15 protein-coding genes and 1 pseudogene are annotated in these 22510 nt (G+C 74.6%); 9 read left to right on the forward strand and 7 right to left on the reverse strand.

Going from position 1 to position 22510, the window contains the following annotated elements; translation table 11 throughout:
- Positions 1-82 precede the first annotated feature (82 nt).
- Together QNH85_RS05755 and QNH85_RS05760 are read right to left on the reverse strand one after the other, a co-directional pair.
- Positions 83-1480 (reverse strand): M1 family metallopeptidase, encoded by a 1398-nt coding sequence (locus tag QNH85_RS05755; RefSeq protein ID WP_282945275.1) that lies wholly within the window; start codon positions 1478-1480, stop codon positions 83-85.
- Positions 1477-5355 carry a Pls/PosA family non-ribosomal peptide synthetase gene (locus QNH85_RS05760; RefSeq protein WP_282945276.1) on the reverse strand — a complete coding sequence of 1293 codons (3879 nt, stop codon included), beginning with the start codon at positions 5353-5355 and terminating at the stop codon, positions 1477-1479. Before QNH85_RS05760 ends, QNH85_RS05755 begins: the two co-directional genes overlap by 4 nt.
- A gap of 180 nt (positions 5356-5535) precedes the next feature.
- Between QNH85_RS05760 and valS the strand changes: the two are divergent.
- The 9 genes and pseudogenes from valS to QNH85_RS05805 form a co-directional block, all read left to right on the forward strand.
- Positions 5536-8190 (forward strand): annotated as a pseudogene (gene valS / locus QNH85_RS05765) (valine--tRNA ligase); the annotation flags it as partial.
- 223 nt (positions 8191-8413) lie between these two features.
- Positions 8414-9250: a transporter substrate-binding domain-containing protein gene (locus QNH85_RS05770; RefSeq protein WP_282945277.1), complete on the forward strand. Its 837-nt coding sequence runs from the start codon at positions 8414-8416 to the stop codon at positions 9248-9250.
- A gap of 34 nt (positions 9251-9284) precedes the next feature.
- Entirely contained in the window at positions 9285-10094 is an 810-nt protein-coding gene (locus QNH85_RS05775) for an amino acid ABC transporter permease (protein WP_282945310.1), read from the forward strand.
- Positions 10091-10879, forward strand: a complete 789-nt coding sequence (locus QNH85_RS05780) for an amino acid ABC transporter ATP-binding protein (RefSeq protein WP_282945278.1) — start codon at positions 10091-10093, stop codon at positions 10877-10879. The genes QNH85_RS05775 and QNH85_RS05780 overlap by 4 nt, the downstream gene beginning before the upstream one ends.
- Before the next feature lie 140 nt (positions 10880-11019).
- Positions 11020-12843, forward strand: a complete 1824-nt coding sequence (locus QNH85_RS05785) for an AMP-dependent synthetase/ligase (RefSeq protein ID WP_282945279.1) — start codon at positions 11020-11022, stop codon at positions 12841-12843.
- A 117-nt stretch (positions 12844-12960) separates the two neighbouring features.
- Entirely contained in the window at positions 12961-13815 is an 855-nt protein-coding gene (efeU, locus tag QNH85_RS05790) for an iron uptake transporter permease EfeU (protein WP_282945280.1), read from the forward strand.
- 136 nt (positions 13816-13951) lie between these two features.
- The gene (efeO, locus tag QNH85_RS05795; protein ID WP_282945281.1) at positions 13952-15142 is read left to right on the forward strand and encodes an iron uptake system protein EfeO; all 1191 of its coding nucleotides are present in this window, start codon (positions 13952-13954) and stop codon (positions 15140-15142) included.
- Positions 15132-16490 (forward strand): iron uptake transporter deferrochelatase/peroxidase subunit, encoded by a 1359-nt coding sequence (efeB, locus tag QNH85_RS05800; RefSeq protein ID WP_282945282.1) that lies wholly within the window; start codon positions 15132-15134, stop codon positions 16488-16490. The genes efeO and efeB overlap by 11 nt, the downstream gene beginning before the upstream one ends.
- A gap of 141 nt (positions 16491-16631) precedes the next feature.
- Positions 16632-17738 carry a TM2 domain-containing protein gene (locus tag QNH85_RS05805; RefSeq protein ID WP_282945283.1) on the forward strand — a complete coding sequence of 369 codons (1107 nt, stop codon included), beginning with the start codon at positions 16632-16634 and terminating at the stop codon, positions 17736-17738.
- 75 nt (positions 17739-17813) lie between these two features.
- Here QNH85_RS05805 and QNH85_RS05810 read toward each other — a convergent pair whose 3' ends face one another.
- The 5 genes from QNH85_RS05810 to QNH85_RS05830 all read right to left on the reverse strand — a co-directional run bounded on the left by QNH85_RS05810 (position 17814) and on the right by QNH85_RS05830 (position 22425).
- A complete protein-coding gene (locus tag QNH85_RS05810; RefSeq protein WP_282945284.1) occupies positions 17814-19016 on the reverse strand; it encodes a baeRF2 domain-containing protein in 1203 nt (400 codons plus the stop codon).
- Positions 19017-19153: 137 nt separating this feature from the next.
- Positions 19154-19522: a chorismate mutase gene (locus QNH85_RS05815; RefSeq protein WP_282945285.1), complete on the reverse strand. Its 369-nt coding sequence runs from the start codon at positions 19520-19522 to the stop codon at positions 19154-19156.
- Between the two features lie 30 nt (positions 19523-19552).
- Positions 19553-20839 carry an ATP-dependent Clp protease ATP-binding subunit ClpX gene (clpX, locus tag QNH85_RS05820; protein ID WP_213281849.1) on the reverse strand — a complete coding sequence of 429 codons (1287 nt, stop codon included), beginning with the start codon at positions 20837-20839 and terminating at the stop codon, positions 19553-19555.
- Between the two features lie 211 nt (positions 20840-21050).
- The gene (locus QNH85_RS05825; protein ID WP_282945286.1) at positions 21051-21755 is read right to left on the reverse strand and encodes an ATP-dependent Clp protease proteolytic subunit; all 705 of its coding nucleotides are present in this window, start codon (positions 21753-21755) and stop codon (positions 21051-21053) included.
- 46 nt (positions 21756-21801) lie between these two features.
- Positions 21802-22425, reverse strand: a complete 624-nt coding sequence (locus QNH85_RS05830) for an ATP-dependent Clp protease proteolytic subunit (protein ID WP_213281848.1) — start codon at positions 22423-22425, stop codon at positions 21802-21804.
- Positions 22426-22510 lie beyond the last annotated feature (85 nt).

Consider the following 22510-nt stretch of genomic DNA (forward strand, 5'->3'; position numbering starts at 1 on the left):
CTCGTGCAGGACTGACGACCTCGGCGGGCGGGGCCGCGGCGCAGCGGGCGGCGGGCGGCGGCAGAGCCCAGCGGCGCGGCGGTCAGCCCTCGGCCAGGAGCACCCGCCGCGCGCCGCCGCGCAGCCGCGACGCGACCGACGCCCCGGGCAGCGCCGGCAGCGCCGGGCGCGCGAGCCAGGCGTCGAGCGGGCCCGTGACGTCCGCGCCGGTCACGTCCCGCACGCAGCCCACGAGCAGCGGCGTCGTCACCGTGCCGTGCCGGTACCGCTGCGTCCACGCGCGCAGCACGTCGAAGAACTGCCCGTCGCCGAGCGTGCGCCGCAGCACGTGCAGCGTCAGCGCCCCGCGCTTGTACAGCCGGTCGTCGAACATGTCCTCACGGCCCGGGTCGCCGATCACCAGGTCCTGCGGGAGACCGGAGAGCCGGTCGTGCACGGCGCGGGCCTGCGCGTCGGCGGAACGGCCCCCGGCCTCCTCCTCCCACAGCCACTCGGCGTAGGCGGCGAACCCCTCGTGCAGCCAGATGTCCCGCCACGTCGCGGCCGTCAGGCTGTTGCCGAACCACTGGTGCGCGAGCTCGTGGGCGACGAGCCGCTCGGAGCCGCGCCGCCCGTCGGCGTGGTTGGCGCCGAACACGGACAGGCCGTGCGCCTCGAGCGGGATCTCCAGCTCGTCGTCGGTGACCACCACGTCGTAGCGGCCGAACGGGTAGGGCCCGAACCGGTCGGCGAACAGCGCCATCATCTGCGGCTGCCGGGCGAAGTCGTGCGCCTGCGCGGATCGCAGCCGCGCGGGGGCGACCACCTGCTGCGGCACGGGGCCGTCCGCGAGCGTCGTCCGCTCGTACCGGCCGATCTGCACGGTGGCGAGGTAGGGCGCGGTCGGCTCGACCTGCTCGAACTCCCACCGGACCCGGCTGGCGCGCGCGGTGCGGGACCGCAGCGCGCCGTTGCACACCACCTCGTACCCGGTCTCGGTGGTGACGACGATCCGGAACGGGGCCTTGGCGGACGGACGGTCGTCGCACGGGAACCAGGACGGGGCGCCGTCCGGCTGGCCGGCGACGATCACGCCGTCGGTCAGCTCCTCCCAGCCGACCTCGCCCCACGGACCACGCCGCGGGCCGGGCCGGCCGCCGTACTGCACCTCGACGACCAGCGAGGTACCGGTGGGCACGGGCCGGGCCAGCCGGATCTCGAGGCGCCCGGAGCGGTGCGACCAGCGTCCGGGCCGCCGGCCGTCCACGAGCACGCCTGTGACGGTGAGCCCGACGAGGTCCAGGGAGACCCGGTCCCGGTCGCCGTCGGCGGTCGCGTGCACCCGGGCTCGCGCGTCCAGCCGGTTGCTTGCGACGCGGTAGTCGAGCTCGAGGTCGTACCGCGTGACGCGGAGCCCGCCCGGCACCCGGTCGGGCAGGTACGGGTCGGGCAGGTACGGGTCCCGCAGGTCCGGGTCCGCGGCGTCGGCCCGGCCGCTCACGCGGTCACCGGCGCGACCGGGTTGCCGGTCCAGCGGCTGCCCGCGGGGATCGCCTCGCCGCGCAGGACCAGCGACGCCGGGCCCACGGCCGCGCCGGTCCCGAGGCTCGCGGCGGGCAGGATCACGCCGTGCGGGCCGATGCCCGCGCCGGGGTCCAGGCGGACCGTGTCGATGCTCATCACCCGATCATGGAACAGATGCGTCTGGAGCACGCACCCGCGGCTGACCGTGGCGCCGTCGCCGAGGGTGACGAGGTCCGCCTCGGGCAGCCAGTAGGTCTCGCACCAGACCCCCCGGCCGATGCGCGCGCCGAGTGTGCGGAGCCAGACGTTCATCGCCGGGGAGCCGACCGCTGCGGGCCCCAGCCACGGCACGGCGACGCGCTCCAGGAAGGTGTCGGCGAGCTCGTTGCGCCAGACGAACGCGCTCCACAGGGGCTGCTCCCCCGCGCGCAGCCGCCCGACGAGCAGCCACTTGGCCGCGACCGCCACGGCGCAGGCGACGACGGCGGCCGCGAGCACCACGACCGGGGACGCGAGCGCCGCGACACCCAGGCCGGACGACTCCGCCACGACCTGGAGGGCGAGCAGCGCACCGACCCCGATCCCGAACGCGACGATCACCGGCACCAGCCGGCACGCCTCGACGACCGCGCGGGCGACGCGCAGGCGCAGCGGCGGGTCGAACGTCCGGCTCGTGTCGGACTCCCCGGGGGTGCGGCGCAGCGGCTCGGGCGGCGACCCCAGCCACGACGTGCCGGGCTTCGCGCGCTCCGGCGTCGCGGACAGCACCGCGACCAGGCCCCGCTTCGGCACGGCGCGGCCGGGCGCGATCATCCCGGAGTTGCCGAGGAACGCCCTCTTCCCGACCTTCGCGTGCTCGACGCGCAGCCACCCGCGGCCGAGCTCGTAGGAGCCGATCAGCGTGTCGTCGGCCAGGAACGCCCCGTCGCCGACCGTGGTCAGCGACGGGAGCATGAGCACGGTCGACGCCTCGACGTCCCGCCCGACCCGGGCGCCGAGCGCCCGGAGCCAGGCCGGCGTGAGCGTGCTGGCGTACAGCGGGAACAGCGCGGAGCGGGCGTCGTCCATCAGGCGCTGCGTCGCCCAGATCTGCCACCCCGTGCGGCTGCGCACCGGGTGGTACCCCTCGGCCAGCCCCGTGCCGAGCAGCCGCACCCCGGCGAGCGTGGCGAGCGCGAGCACCGCGAACGACACCAGCGCCGCGACCGGCACGGCCCGCGCGGCGTCGTCCCACGCGGCGCCCCACGACCCCGCGCCGCGCAGCCCGGCGCCGACGACGAGCAGCCCGCACGCGGCGGCGGCCACGGGCAGCGCCGCGAGCGCGCCGGCGGTGAGCCCGTAGACCGCGACCCAGCGGCGGCCCCGCGGGGCCCGACCCCCGGGCCAGAGCGCGACCGCCGGTCCCTCGAACGTCGCGGGCGACCCGGCCCAGAGCTCGCCCGGCGCGACGCTCGCGAGCACGGCGGAGCCCGGGGCCACCTGCGCGCCCTGGCCGATCCGCACGCCCGGGCCGATCGTGCTGCGGGTGCCGACCGTGGCGCGCTTGTCGATCCGGACGCGCCCCACGTGCAGCACGTCGCCGTCGAGCCAGTGCCCGCGCAGGTCGACCTCGGGCTCGACGGCGCACCGGTCGCCGAGGGTGAGCATGCCGGTGACGGGCGGCGGGGTGTGCAGGTCGACGTCCTCGCCGACCTTCGCCCCGAGCGCCCGGGCGTACGTGGCGGTCCACGGCGCGCAGGACAGGTTCTCCGCACCGGCGGCCGCCGCCCAGCTCTCCGCGAACCACAGCCGCAGGTGCACGGACCCGCCGCGGGGGTACCGGCCGGGACGGAGCCCGCGCAGCACGGTCCGCGCGACCAGCACGGTGCTGCCCATCCGGCCGAGCGGGCTGATCAGCACCAGCCAGCCCAGCGCGAGCCACCACCAGGCGTGCGGCGCGGGCTCGAGCCACGGCACCAGGCCCGTCACGGCCAGCAGCTGCTCCGCGGCGAGCAGCCACGTGAGCCAGCGCAGCCCGACGAGCGCGGCGAGCGGCACCCCGAGCAGGGTCTGCGCGAGCTGCGCGCGCCGCGGCGTCGGCACGACCTCGCGGTGCTCGACGGGCGCCGCCGGCTCGAGCTCGTCGAGCCGGCGCGCCAGGTCGCCGAGGCGCGGGTACTCGTAGACGTCGGCGACCGTCACGGTGCCGAACCGTTCGCGCAGCGCGGAGACCAGCTGCGCCGCGACGAGCGACCCGCCGCCGCTGGCGAAGAAGTCCTCGTCGGGCCCGGACACCGGGGCCCCGAGGGCGGCCGTCCACCGCTCGGCCACCCAGGCGGCGGTCGCGGTGAGGCCGGTCGACCCCCCGGTCCCGGCCGCGACCGGGGCGGCCCCGGGCAGCGGCCACGGCAGCGCGTCCCGGTCGACCTTGCCGGACCCCCGGGTGGGCAGGGCGTCCACCACGGCCAGCTGCGGGACCAGGGCCGCGGGCAGCACCGCCCGGAGCCGGGTGCGCGCCTCGGCCAGGTCGATCGTGCCGCCGTCCGCGGGCACCAGGTACCCGGCGAGCACGGCCGTGCCCGCGGGCGTGCGCCGCACCGCCGCCGCGGCACCGGCCACGCCGGGCAGCGCCCCGAGCGCCGCGTCGACCTCGCCGAGCTCGATGCGGCGGCCGCCGATCTTCACCTGGTCGTCCGCGCGGCCGACGAACAGCAGCCCCGCGCGGTCGAGCCGGACCACGTCGCCGCTGCGGTAGGCCCGCTCCCACCCGAGCCCGGGGGCGGGCGCGTACTTCTGCGCGTCCTTGACCGGGTCCAGATACCGGGCCAGGCCGACGCCGCCGATGATCAGCTCGCCGGTCTCGCCCTCGGCGACCGGGGTGCCGTCCTCCCCGACGACGGCCAGGTCCCAGCCGTCCAGCGCGAGCCCGATCCGGACCGGCCCCTCGCCGGTCAGCCGCGCGGCGCACGCGACGACCGTCGCCTCCGTCGGCCCGTACGTGTTCCACACCTCGCGCCCGGGGGTCGCGAGCCGCGCCGCCAGCTCGGGCGGGCACGCCTCGCCGCCGAAGATCAGCAGCCGCACGCCGCCGAGCTCCTCCGGGCGCCACAGCCCGGCGAGCGTCGGGACCGTGGAGATCACCGTGATGCCCTGCGCGACGAGCCACGGCCCGAGGTCCATCCCGGTGCGCACCAGGGCCCGGGGCGCGGGCACCAGGCAGGCGCCGTGCCGCCACGCGAGCCACATCTCCTCGCAGCTCGCGTCGAACGCCACGGACAGCCCCGCGAGCACCCGGTCCCCCGGCCCGAGCGGGGCGTCGGGCAGGAACAGCCGGGCCTCGGCGTCCACGAACGCCGCCGCCGAGCGGTGCGTGACCGCCACGCCCTTGGGCGCGCCCGTCGAGCCGGAGGTGAAGATGATCCAGGCGTCGTCGGTGAGCGCCGGCCCCGCGGGCACGCCGCGAGCCCCCGCCCGGCGCCCGCGCGCCACCAGCCCCGGCAGGTCGCCCTCCCCGAGCACCCGCTGCACGCCCGCCTCCGCGAACACCGTCCGCGCGCGCTCGTCGGGGTCGTCGACGTCGACCGGCACGTACGCCGCCCCGGCGGCCAGCACGGCGAGCACCGCGGTGTACAGCTCCGCGGTCCCGGACGGGACGCGCACGCCCACGCGCGAGCCGGGACCGACGCCCTCGGCCGCCAGGCCCGCCGCGGCGGACCGGACCGCGACGTCGAGCTCGCGGTACGTCAGCACGGTGCTGCCGTCGTCGAGCGCGGGTGCGTCGGCGTGCGCGGCGACGGTCGCCGCCAGCAGGTCGAGGAGCGTGCGCGGCTCCGGCGCGAGGCCGGACCGCAGCAGCCCGTCTGGTTCGCCCACGTGGTCCTCCCGGTCGCGCGCGCCGCTCGGCACACGCGTCGAGGACTGTCGCACACGGACGTCGCCGCTGCGCCCGCGCGCCGTGCCCGTTCACCGACGCGCCGTCCGCCGTTCGCCCGCACGTCACCCGCCGCGGTCCCGCGTCGGGGCAGCGCACGTTTTCTGGGAGGATGTCTGACCATGACCGACCTGTCCTCGTCCCAGCCGTCCGCTGCCCCGACGCCCGCCTCCGCGCCGGCCGTACGCGCGGCGCGCGAGGTACCGGACAAGGTGTCGCTCGACGGCGTCGAGGCCCGCTGGGACTCCGCCTGGACCGAGCAGGGCACGTACACCTTCGACCGCAGCCGGACCCGCGAGCAGGTGTACTCGATCGACACCCCGCCGCCCACGGTGTCCGGCTCGCTGCACGTCGGGCACGTCTTCTCCTACACGCACACCGACGTCGTCGCCCGCTACCGCCGGATGCGCGGCGCCGAGGTGTTCTACCCGATGGGGTGGGACGACAACGGCCTGCCGACCGAGCGCCGCGTGCAGAACTACTTCGGCGTGCGCTGCGACCCGTCGCTGCCCTACGACCCGGACTTCGAGCCGCCGCACGTCGGCGGCGAGGGCAAGAGCGTCAAGGCCGCGGACCAGGTGCCGATCAGCCGCCGGAACTTCGTCGAGCTGTGCGAGCGGCTCACCGTCGAGGACGAGCAGCAGTTCGAGGCGCTGTGGCGCCGGCTCGGCCTGTCCGTCGACTGGGCGATGACGTACCAGACCATCTCCGCCGAGGCCCGCGCCGTCGCGCAGCAGGCGTTCCTGCGGAACCTCTCCCGCGGCGAGGCGTACCAGGCGGAGGCGCCGGGCCTGTGGGACGTGACGTTCCAGACCGCCGTCGCCCAGGCCGAGCTGGAGGCGCGCCCCTACCCCGGCGCGTTCCACCGCGTCGCGTTCCACGGAGCGGGCGGCGAGCCGGTGCACATCGAGACCACCCGCCCGGAGCTGCTGCCCGCCTGCGTCGCGCTGATCGCGCACCCGGACGACGAGCGCTACCAGCACCTGTTCGGCACCACCGTGACCAGCCCGCTGTTCGGCGTCGAGGTGCCCGTGCTCGCGCACCCGGCCGCCGAGCCGGACAAGGGCGCGGGCATCGCGATGTGCTGCACCTTCGGCGACCTGACCGACGTGCAGTGGTGGCGCGAGCTGCAGCTGCCGACCCGCTCCGTCATCGGCCGCGACGGCCGCCTGCTGCGCGAGATCCCGGAGTGGATCACCGCGCCCGAGGGCCGCGCGACCTACGAGCAGGTCGCCGGGAAGACGACCTTCTCCGCCCGCGAGGCCGTCGTGGCCGGGCTGCGCGAGACCGGCGACCTCGACGGCGAGCCGACGAAGACCGACCGCATGGCGAACTTCTTCGAGAAGGGCGACAAGCCGCTCGAGATCGTCACGTCCCGCCAGTGGTACATCCGCAACGGCGGCCGCGACGAGGACCTGCGGTCCGCCCTGCTCGCCCGCGGCAAGGAGCTCGGGTTCCACCCCGACTTCATGCGCGTGCGGTACGAGAACTGGGTCGGCGGCCTCAACGGCGACTGGCTGGTGTCGCGCCAGCGGTTCTTCGGCGTGCCGTTCCCGGTCTGGTACCCGGTCACCGCCGAGGGCGAGGTCGACCACGACCACCCGATCCTCCCCACCGAGGACCAGCTGCCGGTCGACCCGTCCTCCGACGTCCCGGCCGGCTTCACCGCCGAGCAGCGGGGCGTGGCCGGGGGCTTCGTGGGCGACCCCGACATCATGGACACCTGGGCCACGTCGTCCCTGTCGCCGCAGATCGCGGGCGGCTGGCGGTCCGACCCCGACCTGTTCGAGCGGGTGTTCCCGATGGACCTGCGCCCCCAGGGCCAGGACATCATCCGGACCTGGCTGTTCTCGACCGTGGTCCGCTCGCACCTGGAGCACGGCACGCTGCCCTGGAAGGACGCCGCGATCTCGGGGTGGATCCTCGACCCCGACCGCAAGAAGATGTCGAAGTCCAAGGGCAACGTCGTCACGCCGATGGGGCTGCTGGAGGAGCACGGCTCGGACGCGGTCCGGTACTGGGCGGCCTCCGCGCGGCTCGGCACCGACGCGGCGTTCGAGGTCGGCCAGATGAAGATCGGCCGCCGCCTGGCGATCAAGGTGCTGAACGCGTCGAAGTTCGCGCTGTCGTTCGGCTCCCCGCAGCAGGGCGGCTCCGCGCTCGACCCGGCGCTGGTGACCGAGGCCCTCGACCGGGCGATGCTCGCCGGCCTGGCCGACGTGGTCGACCGGGCCACCGCGGCGCTGGAGGCGTACGACCACACCCGCGCGCTGGAGCTCACCGAGACGTTCTTCTGGACGTTCTGCGACGACTACCTGGAGCTGGTCAAGGACCGCGCGTACGGGGCCGGTGCCGCGGACGCGGACGTCACCGGCGAGACGGCCTCGGCCCGCGCGGCGCTGAACATCGCGCTCGACGTGCTGCTGCGGCTGTTCGCCCCGGTGCTGCCGTTCGCCACCGAGGAGGTCTGGTCCTGGTGGCGCGAGGGCTCGGTGCACCGCGCGCCGTGGCCGGTCGCGGAGCCGCTGCGCGCGGCGGCGGGCGACGGTGACCCGGCGGTCGTCGCGGCCGCGGGCGCCGCGCTGGCGGCCCTGCGCAAGGTGAAGTCCGAGGCGAAGGTGTCGATGCGCACGGAGATCCTCAGCGCCCGCCTGGAGGTGCCGGCCGCGCTGCTGCCGGGCGTCCGGGTCGCGCTGGGCGACGTCCGCGCGGCGGGCCGGGCGACCGGCACGCTCCACGTCGTCGAGGGCGCGGACGGCCCCGACGCCGCGGTGGGCGCGCCCGGCGCCCAGCTCCTGCCGGCGGGGCCAGCGCACCCGCCGCCTGAGCCCGCCCTCCGGGCGGGCGGGCGGCGCCGACCGGTGCGCCCGCCCGCTCCGACGGGCGCCGCGAGTGAACCGTGGGACGCTGGGAACCTCGTCCCACGACGCGGTTATGCATACGTATCGTCGCTCTTGTATAGTCTTGCAGCCGGTCTTCCCCCACGAGGAGTTCTCCCCCATGCGCACCCGCCACCTCGCCGTCCTGCCCGCCGCGCTCGCGGCGTCCCTGCTGCTCGCCTCCTGCGGCGGCGACGCCGGCTCCGGCGAGGGCACCGAGGGCGGCGTCGCGCTCGTCACCGAGGGATCGCTCACCGTCTGCACCAACCCGCCGTACGAGCCGTTCGAGTACGAGGAGGACGGCGAGGTCGTCGGCCTCGACATCGACATCGTGCGCGAGGTCGCGGACGACCTGGGCGTCGAGCTCGTCACCAAGGTCACGCCCTTCGAGGGCATCCAGTCCGGCGCGGACCTGAACACCGACAACTGCGACATCGTCGCCTCGGGCATCACCATCACCGAGGAGCGCCAGGCGAAGATCGACTTCTCCGACCCGTACTTCGACGCCGACCAGGGCCTCCTCGTCCCCGAGGGCTCGGACCTGGACAGCGTCGAGTCGCTCGAGGGCAAGACCGTCGGCGTCCAGCAGGCCACCACCGGTGAGACCTGGGCGCAGGAGAACGGCCTGCAGACCGTGCAGTTCGAGGACCTCGGCCTCCAGATCCAGGCGCTCAAGACCGGCCAGGTCGACGCCGCCGTCAACGACATCGCGGTGCTCGGCCCGTTCGTCTCCGAGGGCTTCGAGATCGGCGCGAACTTCTCCACCGGCGAGCAGTACGGCCTCGGCGTGAAGAAGGGCAACACCGCGCTGCTCGACGCCGTGAACGCCACGCTCGAGCGCATCCGCGAGGACGGCACGTACGACGAGCTGTACACCCAGCACATCGGCACGGCCCCGGCCGACTCCGCGTCGGCGTCGGCGTCGGCGTCGGCCGAGCCGAGCCCGTCGGACAGCTGACGTGACGACGACCTCCGCCCCGACGTCCGGGACGATGCCCGCGTCCCGGCGCCGGTGGAGCCCGCGCCGCCGGGCCCAGGTCTTCCGCGTCGCCCAGTACGCGCTGGTCGTCGTCGTGCTCGCGGCCCTGGCGGCGGTGGTCGACTGGGAGAACGTCGGCACGAACTTCTTCAACGTCGAGGCCGCGAAGGACATCGCGCCGCAGCTGCCCCAGGCGTTCCTCAACACCCTGAAGTACACGTTCGCCGGTTTCGCGGTGGGCCTGTCGCTCGGCACCGTGCTCGCGCTCATGCGGCTGTCGGCCGTCGCGCTGTACCGGTGGGTCGCGGTGGTCTACATCGAGTTCTTCCGCGGCATCCCGGCGCTGCTGGTGGTCATCTCCTTCGGGTACGCGGTGCCGATCGCGTTCGGCGCGAACATCGGCTCGGTCACGACCAAGGCGGCGCTCGCGCTCGGCCTGGTCTCCGCGGCGTACATCGCGGAGACCCTGCGCGCGGGCCTGCAGGCCGTGCCGCGCGGCCAGGTCGAGGCGGCGCGATCGCTGGGCATGTCCCACGGCCGCACGCTGCGCACCGTCGTCGTCCCGCAGGCGTTCCGCATCGTGCTGCCGCCGATGACCAACGAGTTCATCCTGCTGACCAAGGACACCTCGCTGGTGTTCCTGCTCGGCCTCACGATGAGCCAGTACGACCTCACGAAGATCGGCCGCGACGCGCTGAACAGCGCCACCGGCGGCCTGACGCCGCTGTTCCTCATCGGCGCCTGCTACCTGCTCATCACCCTCCCGCTCGGCCAGCTGGCCCGGTACCTGGAGAAGCGCACCGGCGCGAGGAGCCGCTCATGACCACGCCCCCCTCCCCCGGCGTCCCGGGCGTCGCCCCCGTCGTCCGCGTCTCCGGCCTGCGCAAGTCGTTCGGCGAGCGCGAGGTCCTGCGCGGCATCGACCTCGACGTGCACGCCGGCGAGGTCGTCTGCGTGATCGGCCCGTCCGGGTCCGGCAAGTCGACCCTGCTGCGCTGCGTGAACCTGCTGGAGCAGCCGACGGCCGGCCGGATCGACGTCCTGGGCGTCGACGTGACGGACCCGGACGTCGACATCGACCGGGTGCGCACCCACGTCGGCATGGTGTTCCAGCAGTTCAACCTGTTCAGCCACCGCACCGTGCTGGACAACTGCACGGTGGCCCAGCGCCAGGTGCTGCGCCGCTCCCGTGAGGAGGCGGAGCAGGTCGCCCGCGCGAACCTCGAGCGGGTCGGCCTCGGCGACCGCGGCGACGCCCTGCCGGCCCAGCTCTCGGGCGGCCAGCAGCAGCGCGTCGCCATCGCCCGCGCGCTGTCGATGGACCCGCAGCTCATGCTGTTCGACGAGCCGACGTCCGCGCTGGACCCCGAGCTCGTCGGCGACGTCCTCGGCGTGATGCGGGACCTGGCCGACGGCGGCATGACGATGATCGTCGTGACGCACGAGATGGCGTTCGCCCGCGAGGTCGGCGACCGCGTCGTCTTCATGGACGAGGGCCAGATCGTCGAGCAGGGCCCCGCGGACGCCGTCATCGGCGCGCCGCGCGAGACCCGCACCCAGGCGTTCCTGCAGCGGGTGCTCGACCCGACGCACACCGGCGCCGCCTGAGCCGTCGCGCGCGGGGGCGTGCGGCTGCGCGCGGTCCCGGACGGGGCCGCCACCTGCCGTTAGAGTGGCGGACGGCTCCGCCGGTGCAGACGACGCCCGGCGCGCGCCCGTGGCCCACCGCCCGTCGACCAGGAGCACCCATGCGCGAGTTCAGCGCCGACACGCCCGTCCCGCACGACCCGACGCTCAACGTCCCCGGGCTGCTCCTGCAGCGCCTCGCGGCGAACCCGTCGAGCGTGCTGATCGAGCGGTCGACCGGCCTCGGCGGGTCGTGGCAGCCGGTGACCGTCGGCGAGTTCGTCCGGGAGGTCACCGCGCTGGCGAAGGGCCTCGTGGCGCAGGGCGTGCAGCCCGGCGACCGCGTGGCGATCATGTCCCGCACCCGGTACGAGTGGACGCTGACCGACTTCGCCGTGTGGTTCGCCGGCGGCGTCGGGGTGCCGGTGTACGAGACCTCGTCCGCCGAGCAGGTCGAGTGGATCCTGTCGAACTCCGGCGCCTCGCTCGTCGTGGTTGAGACCGCCGCGCACGCCGCCGTCGTCGCGCACGTGCGCGCGGCGGTCCCCGCCCTGCGCGAGGTCGTCGTCATCGACGAGGGCGGCCTGGCGGGGCTGGTCGCCGCCGGTGCCGGCGTCGACGAGGCCGAGATCGAGCGCCGCCGGTCCCTCGCGACCGCCGGGGACCTCGCGACGATCATCTACACGTCCGGCACGACCGGCCGGCCCAAGGGCGTCGAGCTGAGCCACGGCAACTTCGTGGACAACGCCCGCAACGGCGTCGCCTCGCTCGCCGAGGTGTGCGCCACGCCCGGGTCCCGGACGCTGCTGTTCATGCCGCTCGCGCACGTGTTCGCGCGGTTCATCCAGATGGTCGCGATCGCCGCCGGCTCCCCCATCGGGCACACCCCCGACACCCGGAACCTGCTCGCCGACCTGGCGTCGTTCAAGCCGACGTACATCCTCGCGGTGCCCCGCGTGTTCGAGAAGGTCTACAACTCCGCCGAGCAGAAGGCCGGCCACGGCGCGAAGCTCAAGCTGTTCCGCTGGGCCGCGAAGGTCTCCATCACGTACTCGCGCGCCCTGGAGACCCCCGAGGGCCCGTCGGCGCAGCTCCGGGCCGCGCACGCCCTCGCGACTGCGCTCGTGCTGCGCAAGCTCCGCGACGCGATGGGCGGCAGCCTGCGGTACGCGGTGTCGGGCGGCGCCCCGCTCGGCGAGCGGCTCGGGCACTACTTCCGCGGACTCGGCCTCGTCGTCCTGGAGGGCTACGGCCTGACGGAGACCACCGCGCCGGCCAGCGTGAACCGCCCCGGGCTGATCAAGATCGGCACCGTCGGCCCCGCCTACCCCGGCGGGACGCTGCGGGTCGACGACGACGGCAACGTCTTCGTCACGGGCCCGCACGTGTTCCGCGGGTACCACGACAACCCCGGGGCGACCGCCGAGGTGCTGGACGCCGACGGCTGGTTCGCGACCGGCGACATCGGCACCCTGGACGACGACGGCTACCTGCGGCTGACCGGCCGCGCGAAGGAGCTCATCGTCACCGCCGGCGGCAAGAACGTGGCACCCGCCGTGCTCGAGGACCGGTTCCGCGGGCACCCGCTGGTCAGCCAGGTCGTCGTGGTCGGGGACGGCCGGCCGTTCATCGGCGCGCTCGTCACCCTCGACACGGACATGCTGCCCGGCTGGCTGTCGATGCACGGCCTGCCCCCGATGGACGTCCGCGCCGCCGGGAAGCACCCCGAGGTCCTGGCCGCGCTCGACCGGGCCGCGGCGCGCGCCAACGAGGCCGTCTCCCGCGCGGAGTCCATCCGCAAGGTGCGCGTCCTGGACGAGGACTTCACCGAGGCCAACGGCTACCTGACCCCCTCCCTGAAGGTGAAGCGCGCGCTGGTGCTCAAGGACTTCGCCGCGGACGTCGAGGAGCTCTACGTCGACACCCGCGGCGCCGCCCACGCCTGACGGGCCCCTGACCTCGCGGTGTGCGGCGTCCCGGCCGGGGTGCGCTACAGTCGCTCGTCGTGAGGTAAGGCTTGCCTCACGCCCTGCGGCGGGTGGCCGCGTCCGGCGGAGGAACCTGTGGTCGCGAACGTCCTGATCGGCCTGCGTGAGGGCCTCGAGGCCTCGCTGGTCGTCGGCATCCTGCTCGCCTACCTGGTCCGCTCCGGCCGCCGGGACCTCGTGCCCGCGCTGTGGGCCGGCGTCGCCACGGCGATCGGCATCGCGCTGGTCACGGGCGCCGTCCTCACGTTCGGCCCCAAGGGCCTGACGTTCGAGGCGCAGGAGGCCATCGGCGGCACGCTGTCGCTGGTCGCCGCCGGGCTGCTCACCTGGATGATCCTGTGGATGGCCCGGACGGCCCGGCACATGAAGGCCGACCTGGAGGGCCGCCTGGACGCCGCGTTCGTCGCCGGGCCGCGCGCCGTGTTCGTCGTCGCGCTGCTCGCGGTCGGCCGCGAGGGCCTGGAGACCGCGCTGTTCCTGTGGGCCGGCGCGCAGACCTCCACCTCGGTCATGGGGCCGCTCGTGGGCGCGCTCATCGGGATCGCCGTCGCGGTGGTGCTGGGCTGGGCCGTGTACCGCGGCGCGGTGCGGCTGAACCTGCGCCGGTTCTTCGCGTGGACCGGGGCCCTGCTCGTCGTGGTGGCCGCCGGCGTCGTCGCGTACGGCGTCCACGACCTGCAGGAGGCCGGCATCCTGCCCGGGCTCGGTGCGGTCGCCTACGACATCTCCGGCGTCATCGCGCCGTCCGGCTGGCTCGGCACGCTGCTCGCCGGCCTCGTCACCTTCACACCGGCCCCGACGTGGCTGCAGGTCGTGTCGTGGTCCGTCTACCTCGTCGCCGTCGGCGTGCTCTACGTCCGCCAGGTGTGGGGCCCCGGGTCCCGCCCGGCCGCACGCCCCAGCGCGGCCCGCGCGCCCGCCCAGGCCTGACGACGCGCGCCGCCTCCCCCGGCGCCGCTGTCCCGGACCCCGCCCCGGACCTGGACCCACCAGCCCCTGCACCGCCAGCCCCGCCGCTCGCCCGGCGCCCCGGTCGCCCCGCGACCCCCGACCCCGGAGAGAACCCATGACCCGCACCCGCCGTGCCCTGCCCCTCGCCGCGCTGGCGGCCCTGACGCTGCCGCTGGCCGCGTGCGTCGACAACGACGCGCCCGCCGCCGCGGACGCCATCACCGTCGACTCCTCGGCGAGCGCCTGCGACGTCTCGGCGTCCGAGGCGCCGTCCGGGAACGTCACCTTCACCGTCACGAACAGCGGCGACGACGTGACCGAGTTCTACCTGCTGGCCGACGACCGGCTCCGCGTGGTGTCCGAGGTGGAGAACATCGGCCCCGGCCTGACCCGCGACCTCGTCGTGCAGGTCGCGCCTGGCGACTACTACACGGCCTGCAAGCCCGGGATGGTCGGCGACGGGCTCGTCTCCGCGTTCACGGTCACGGACTCGGGCGCCGAGGTCGGGCCCACGGGCGCCGTCGCGGACCAGCTCGCCGACGCCGAGGCGGACTACGTCGCGTACGTGAAGGACCAGGTCGGCTCGCTCGTCACCGGCACCCAGGAGTTCGCCGACGCGTACGCCGCGGGCGACGACGACACCGCGCGCTCGCTGTACGCCGCGGTGCGCGTGCACTGGGAGCGGGTCGAGCCGGTCGCGGAGTCGTTCGGCGACCTGGACCCGCTGCTCGACGCCCGCGAGGCCGACCTCGCCGAGGGCGACGAGTGGAGCGGCTGGCACTACGTCGAGAAGGACCTCTGGCAGCCGGCCCCCGACGCGAACGGCGGCGAGACCTACGTCCCCCTGACGCCCGAGCAGCGCCGGGCCGCCGCCGACCGCCTCGTCGAGCTGACCGCGGAGCTCGAGTCACGCGTGACCGCCGACGACTTCACCTTCGAGGCGTTCCAGATCTCCAACGGCGCCAAGGAGCTGCTGGACGAGGTCGCCACGGGCAAGGTCACCGGCGAGGAGGAGATCTGGTCGCACACCGACCTGTGGGACTTCCGCGCGAACGTCGACGGCGCCGAGGTCGCGCTCGGCGTGCTGCGCGACGTCGCGCAGGAGCAGGACCCGGACCTGGTCGCGGACCTCGACGAGCGGTTCGCCGACCTGGACGCCCTGCTCGCCCAGCACGGCTCCGTCGACACCGGCTTCGTCGCCTACACCGACCTGACCGCCGACCAGGTCGCCGAGCTCGCCGCCGCGGTGGACGCCGTGAGCGAGCCGCTGTCCCGGCTCACCGCGACGGTGACCGATGCCGCCTGAGGACGAGTCCGCCACCGCCCCGGAGCCGCGCGGCCGCGGCATCAGCCGCCGCGCGCTGCTCCGGGGCGGCGGTGCCGTCGCCGGCGTGGCGGCCGCCGCGGGCGCCGGGGCGTTCGCCGGGCGGGCCACCGCGCCCGACGCCGCGGCGGCCGCCGAGGCCCGCACGTACCCGTTCACGGGCGCGCACCAGGCCGGGGTCGTCACCCCGGCGCAGGACCGGCTGTACCTGGCCGCGTTCGACCTCACCACCACCGACCGCTCTGCGCTGGTCGACCTGCTGCGCACCTGGACGACGACGGCGGCGCGGCTGACCCGGGGCCTCGGCGCCGGGCCGGTCGGCTTCGACCGCGGCAGCTACGACGCGCCGCCGGACGACACGGGCGAGGCCGCGGACCTGCCGCCGGCCGGGCTGACGCTCACCTTCGGGTTCGGGCGGTCGCTGTTCGTCGGCGCCGACGGGGAGTCGGACCCGTTCGGGCTCGCCGGCCGGCTGCCCGGGGCCCTGGCGCCGCTGCCGCACTTCCCCGGGGACGACCTGGACCCCGCCCGCAGCGACGGCGACCTGGTGGTGCAGGCGTGCAGCGACGACGCCCAGGTGGCGTTCCACGCGGTGCGGAACCTGTCCCGGGCGGCGTTCGGCACAGCCCGGATCCGGTGGGCGCAGCTCGGCTACGGCCGGACGTCGTCGACCTCCACGGCCCAGGCCACCCCGCGCAACCTGTTCGGCTTCAAGGACGGCACCGCGAACATCATGGCCGAGGAGTCCGCCGCCCTCGAGCAGCACGTGTGGGTGCAGGACGCCGACGCCCGCGCCGACGCCGCGGCGGGCACGGACTCGTCGTGGATGGTCGGCGGGACCTACCTCACGGGGCGCCGCATCCGGATGACGATCGAGACCTGGGACCGCTCGTCGCTGCGCGAGCAGGAGCGCGTGATCGGGCGGACCAAGGGCGTCGGCGCGCCGCTGTCCGGCGGCGAGGAGCACACCGAGCCGGACTTCGACCGCACCGGGTCGGACGGGTCCCCCCTGATCGACACGGCCTCCCACGTGCGCCTCGCGCACCCGACCGCGCACGGCGGCGCCCGGATGCTGCGCCGCGGGTACACGTTCACCGACGGGAACGACGCCCTGGGGCGGCTCGACGCCGGGCTGTACTTCATCGCGTTCACCCGCGACCCGCGGGAGCAGTTCGTGCCCGTCCAGCAGGCGCTCGCCGCGCAGGACCTCATGTCCGAGTACGTCCAGCACACGGCGTCGGCCCAGTTCGCGGTCCCGCCCGGCGTCCCGCGGGTCGCGGACGACGGGACGCTCGTGGACGGGTTCATCGGCTCGACGCTGCTGGGCTGACCCGGGCCGACGCTCGTCCGGTTCACCCGTTCGCGCGGCCTTTCACCCCGAGTTCCCGGGACGCCGCGCACAGCCCGCTCATAGGTTCGGCGCGCGCGAGGCGAGCGGCCTCGCGCGTCGATCCGACCCTCGGAGCCACCGGTGTCCTACCCGCAGCAGCCCTCCCCCGTCCCGCCGCCCGCGCCCGAGGGCTACGGCGCCGTGCCGCAGCAGCCCGCCTACGGCTACGCGCCGCCCGTGCCCGGTCAGGCGCCCTGGGCCGCCGGCCAGGAGTCCGACAAGTCGTTCGTCGCGACCTGGCTCCTGTCGGCGTTCGTCGGCACGCTGGGCGTCGACCGCTTCTACCTCGGCAAGATCGGCACGGGCATCGCGAAGCTGCTGACGATCGGCGGCCTCGGCGTGTGGTCGCTCGTCGACCTGATCCTGGTCCTCACCGGCGCGCAGAAGGACAAGCAGGGCCGGCGGCTCGCGGGCTACGACCAGCACAAGAAGCTCGCCTGGATCGTCACCGGCGCCCTCGTGGTGCTCGGCATCATCGGCAACATCGTCAGCGGCGCCCTGTTCGCCGTGGGCACGTCGGCCGCGCTGGACGAGGCCGCCGACCAGGCCGTCGTGGACCTGCAGGAGTCCGTCGACGAGGCCGCTCCCGCCGACGAGGTCGTGGCCGACGAGCCGGCGGCGGACGCGCCGGCCACCGCCGCGCAGTGGGCGGACGCGGGCTTCGGCACCTTCGACGTCGTCTCGCAGTCCGGCACCGGCGACACCGTCATCACGCTGCCGGAGGGCGTGGTCTACGGCGCCGTGCACGCCACCCACCAGGGCCAGGCGAACTTCGTGCTCACGGTGCTCGACGTCGACAACGCCCCCACCGAGCTCCTGGTCAACACGATCGGCGCGTACGACGGCACGACCGGCCTCGGCATGACCGCCTACGCGGAGCCGAAGGCGATCCAGGTGCAGGCCGACGGCGCGTGGACGCTGACGATCTCGCCGATCGCCTCCGCCCCGGCGCTGCCGGCCGCGGGCCACGGGGACGGCCTGTTCCTGTACGAGGGGCCGGCGGCGAACCTCGCGCTGACCCACGCCGGCCAGATGAACTTCGTCGTCTACGAGATGACGGGCGACCTGTTCTCGGCCGGCCTGCTCGTGAACGAGATCGGCCCGTACACGGGCACCGTCCCGGTGAGCGCGGGCCCGACGGTCGTCGTCGTGACCGCCGACGGCGACTGGACGACCGCCGCGGCCTGAGGCCGCCTCGGGCGAACGCCGCAGGGGGCGCCCCCGCACGCACGTGCGGAGGCGCCCCCTGCGGCGCGTGCGGGGTCAGACCACGTCGTGCAGGCGCCCCTGGTCCGCGGACTGCGTCGGCAGGGCCTCGCTCGGCGTCGACCCGTCGTTCCAGCGCAGCAGGGCGCCGATGCCGTCGACCACCTCGACCTGCCCGTCCGGGGCGATGGTGAGGCCGGCGTCCTGGCCGAGCGCGGCGCGCAGCAGCGCCACGTCCGCCGGCATCTGGCGGGCGCCCTCGGTGACGCCGATCCCGGCGAGGTCGGCCTCGCTGCTCGCGATCTGCAGCGGCTCCGGGCCGACCCACAGCCGCCGGTCCGCGAGCGGCGACCCCGGCAGCGTCACGTCCTCGTGCAGCACGAGCTCGCGCACCTGCCCCCGCTGGAGCACCGTGACGACGTCGTCCACCGACGTGACGGCCGCGGCCCCCCGGCCCAGCTCCCCGCGGTACGCCTCCAGCACGCCCTCGCGACGGCGCTGCCGGAACGCCTCCAGCGCCTCGACGACCCGCTGGTGGAAGACCTCCTGGTTGACGCCGTCGGCGCGCGAGCCGCCCGGCACCTCGACGATCAGGTCCTTCGTGCGGGCGCCGACGGCGTGGCACAGCAGCGGCACCGCCCGCACGTCCCCCGTGACGAGCACGACCTCCGGCTTGCGCGCGATGACCTGCCGGTCCAGGTCCGCCGCGACGGTCTCCGCGTTCCGCTCCCAGGAGTCCTCCGCGCGCATCTGCACCCGCCGGCTCCGCCAGCCGTCGCCGGTCTCCTTGACCTTGCGGAGGACGTCGTGGTCGCCCTCGACCGTCTCCTTCTCGGCGTCCCGCAGGCCCGAGCCGTCCGACCACGTGAAGTCCGCGCCCTGCCGGTCGATCTCCACGAGCAGGAACCGCGTGGCCTGGTCCGACACGCGCACCGCCGGCATCAGGTTCGGCACGTCGCCGAGCTCGGCGGTGGACTGCGCGGGCGGCTCCTTCAGCACCCGGTCGACCACCACGCCCCCGGCGTCGGCGACCACGACCCGGCCGTGCGGGCCGGCCACGCCGGTCGGGCGCGTGACGCGCTGCTCGATCTCGTCGAGTACCCCCTGCTGCGCACCCGAGCGCTCCAGCTCCCGGCGCAACGACCGCCAGCGACCGGCCACCTCCTCGTCGCCGGACGCGTCCGCGCGGGTGGCGTCGAGGTGGACCGTGATGAAGGGGGCGGGACGTCCGAGCAGGGGCTTGAGCCAGTGCAGTTCCACGAGGCGACCTCCGAGGGGTGCGCTTGTCGGCCACGCCGGCGCACGCCCTCGGGCCACGCCGGCCGACCGGTCCTGACCCCTCCCACCCTCTGACAGCACGGCCTCCCGCGCCACCCCGGAGGGTGACGCGCGCCGGTTCAGCCGGCGGTGGCGCCGCTCTGCCCGTCGGGCCCCGCGGCGATGGCCTCGTGGTGCCGGATGACCTCCTCCACGATGAACGCGAGGAACTTCTCCGCGAACACCGGGTCCAGGTCCGCCTGGTGCGCCAGGTCCCGCAGGCGGGCGACCTGCTGCGCCTCACGCCCCGGGTCGGACGCCGGCAGGCCGAGGCGCGCCTTGAGCACCCCGACCTGCTGCGTCGCCTTGAACCGCTCCGCGAGCAGGTGGATCAGCGCCGCGTCGATGTTGTCGATGCTGCCGCGCAGGCGCGCGAGCTCCGGCGGGGGCGTCGGTGCGGCCGCCGTCGAGGGCGCGGGCGTCGAGGCGGGGTCGGGCGGTGTCGTCACGCCCCCGATCGTAGGGGCCGCGAGTGCCGCTCAGGCGCTCTTCTCGCGCGGCGTGCGCTTCGCCGGCGCCTGCCGCGGCACCAGGGTCGGGTTGACGTTCTCGAGCACGACGCCCCGGTTGACGACGACCTTCTCGACGTCGTCGCGGCTCGGCACCTCGAACATCACCTGCTGGAGGACCTCCTCCATGATGGCCCGCAGGCCGCGGGCACCGGTGCCGCGCAGCAGCGCCTGGTCCGCGATGGCCTCGACCGCGTCGTCCGTGAACTCCAGCTCGACGCCGTCGATCTCGAACATGCGCTGGTACTGCTTGACCAGGGCGTTGCGGGGCTCGGTGAGGATCCGCACGAGCGCCGACTGGTCCAGCGGGGACACGGTCGTGATGACCGGCACGCGGCCGATGAACTCCGGGATGAGCCCGAACTTCAGCAGGTCCTCCGGCATGACGTCGCCGTACACGTCGCGGTCGTCCGCGGTGTGCAGCGGGGCGCCGAAGCCGATGCCCCGGCGGCCGGCGCGCGAGGTGATGATCTCGTCCAGGCCCGCGAACGCGCCCGCGACGATGAACAGCACGTTCGTCGTGTCGATCTGGATGAACTCCTGGTGCGGGTGCTTGCGCCCGCCCTGCGGCGGCACCGACGCCGTGGTGCCCTCGAGGATCTTCAGCAGCGCCTGCTGCACGCCCTCGCCGGACACGTCGCGCGTGATCGACGGGTTCTCGCTCTTGCGGGCGATCTTGTCGATCTCGTCGATGTAGATGATCCCGGTCTCGGCCTTCTTCACGTCGAAGTCGGCGGCCTGGATGAGCTTGAGCAGGATGTTCTCGACGTCCTCGCCCACGTAGCCGGCCTCGGTGAGGGCCGTGGCGTCCGCGATGGCGAACGGGACGTTGAGCATCTTCGCCAGCGTCTGCGCGAGGTACGTCTTGCCGCAGCCCGTGGGGCCGATCAGCAGGATGTTGGACTTCGCGATCTCGACGGCGTCCTCGGACCGGTCGGCGCCGACCGTCGGGGTCGCCTCACCCGCCTGGATGCGCTTGTAGTGGTTGTAGACCGCCACGGCGAGCGACCGCTTCGCGGGCTCCTGCCCGACGATGTACTGCTCGAGGAACGCGAAGATCTCCTTCGGCTTGGGCAGCTCCACCATGCCGATCTCGGTGGCCTCCGCGCGCTCCTCCTCCATGATCTCGTTGCACAGCTCGATGCACTCGTCGCAGATGTAGACCCCTGGCCCCGCGATGAGCTTCTTGACCTGCTTCTGCGACTTGCCGCAGAACGAGCACTTGAGAAGGTCCGCGCCGTCCCCGATGCGAGCCACGTGCGTCCCCTTCCCTCGGTGCGACCGTCGGCGGTCGCGTCGTCGCTGAGTCCTCAGCTCGGGCGGTCCGGCCGGAGCCGGCCGCCCATCGGTCCATTGCACACCACGCCGGGCGCGGTGTCGCCCCTCCACGCCCCGGAGCCGGGCGTGTCGTCCGGACGGGCCGTTCCCCGGGCCCGCTGCACGGCGGCAGCGGGCCCCGGGACGGGTGTCAGGCCGACGGCTCGACGGTCGTGGCGACGACACCCTTGCGGCTGGCGAGCACCTGGTCCACCAGACCGTACTCGTGCGCCTGCGCCGCGGTGAGGATCTTGTCGCGCTCGATGTCCTGCCGCACCCTGTCGATCGGCTGGCCGGTGTGGTGCGCGAGGGTTTCCTCGAGCCACTCACGCATCCGGATCAGCTCGTTCGCGTGGATCTCGATGTCGGACGCCTGCGCGTAGCCGCCGCCCTCCATCGCGGGCTGGTGGATCAGCACGCGGGCGTTCGGCAGCGCCAGGCGCTTGCCCGGGGTGCCGGCGGCCAGCAGGACCGCCGCGGCCGAGGCCGCCTGGCCCAGGCACACCGTCTGGATCTGCGGCTTGATGTACTGCATCGTGTCGTAGATCGCGGTCAGCGCGGTGAACGAGCCACCGGGCGAGTTGATGTACAGCGTGATGACGCCGTCGGGGTCGGTCGACTCCAGGACCAGCAGCTGGGCCATGATGTCGTCCGCGGAGGCGTCGTCCACCTGCACGCCGAGGAAGATGATGCGGTCCTCGAACAGCTTGGTGTACGGGTCCTGCCGCTTGAAGCCGTAGGCCGTGCGCTCCTCGAACTGGGGCAGCACGTACCGGGCGCTCGGCGCCGGGGTTGCTGCGCCCCAGCCGCCGGCGAGGCGCCCGGCCCGGGCGATGAACTGCGACTCGGTGCTCACTGAGCTCTCCTTCAGGTCTCGGGTGTCGTGGGGCGGACGGCGCGGCTCAGCCGGCCTGCATGCCGCCGTCGCCGGTCACGGCACCGGCGTGGGTCACGACCTTGTCGACGAACCCGTACTCCAGCGCCTCGGGGGCGGTGAACCAGCGGTCGCGGTCCGAGTCGGCGGTGATCTGCTCCACCGACTTGCCGGTCTGCTCGGCGATCAGGCCCGCCAGCACGGTCTTCATGTGCAGGATGAGCTGGGCGTTGATCCGCACGTCGGTGGCGGTGCCGCCGATGCCGCCGGACGGCTGGTGCATCATCACGCGGGCGTGCGGGGTCGCGTAGCGCTTGCCCTTGGCGCCCGAGGAGAGCAGGAACTGCCCCATCGACGCCGCCATGCCCATCGCCACGGTGGCGACGTCCGGCTGGATGAACTGCATCGTGTCGTAGATCGCCATGCCCGCGGTGATGGAGCCGCCGGGCGAGTTGATGTACAGGAAGATGTCCTTGTCCGGGTCCTCGGCGGCCAGCAGCATCATCTGCGCGCAGATGGCGTTGGCGTTCTCGTCCCGGACCTCCGACCCCAGCCAGATGATGCGCTCCCGCAGGAGCCGGTTGTAGATGCTGTCGTTGAGGCCGAGTCCGCCGGACTCTGCCCGGGCGATGGCCGGCGTCTGGTCGTTCACGAAGGCTCCCTCGTCAGGCTTGTGCTCTGCCCGCGCCGGTGACCCCGGGGCGGGCCGTGCTGTTGCAGCGACCCTAACGCCCGGC

The sequence above is a fragment of the Cellulomonas endometrii genome, from assembly GCF_949769265.1.
GTDB classification, from domain to species: domain Bacteria; phylum Actinomycetota; class Actinomycetes; order Actinomycetales; family Cellulomonadaceae; genus Cellulomonas; species Cellulomonas endometrii.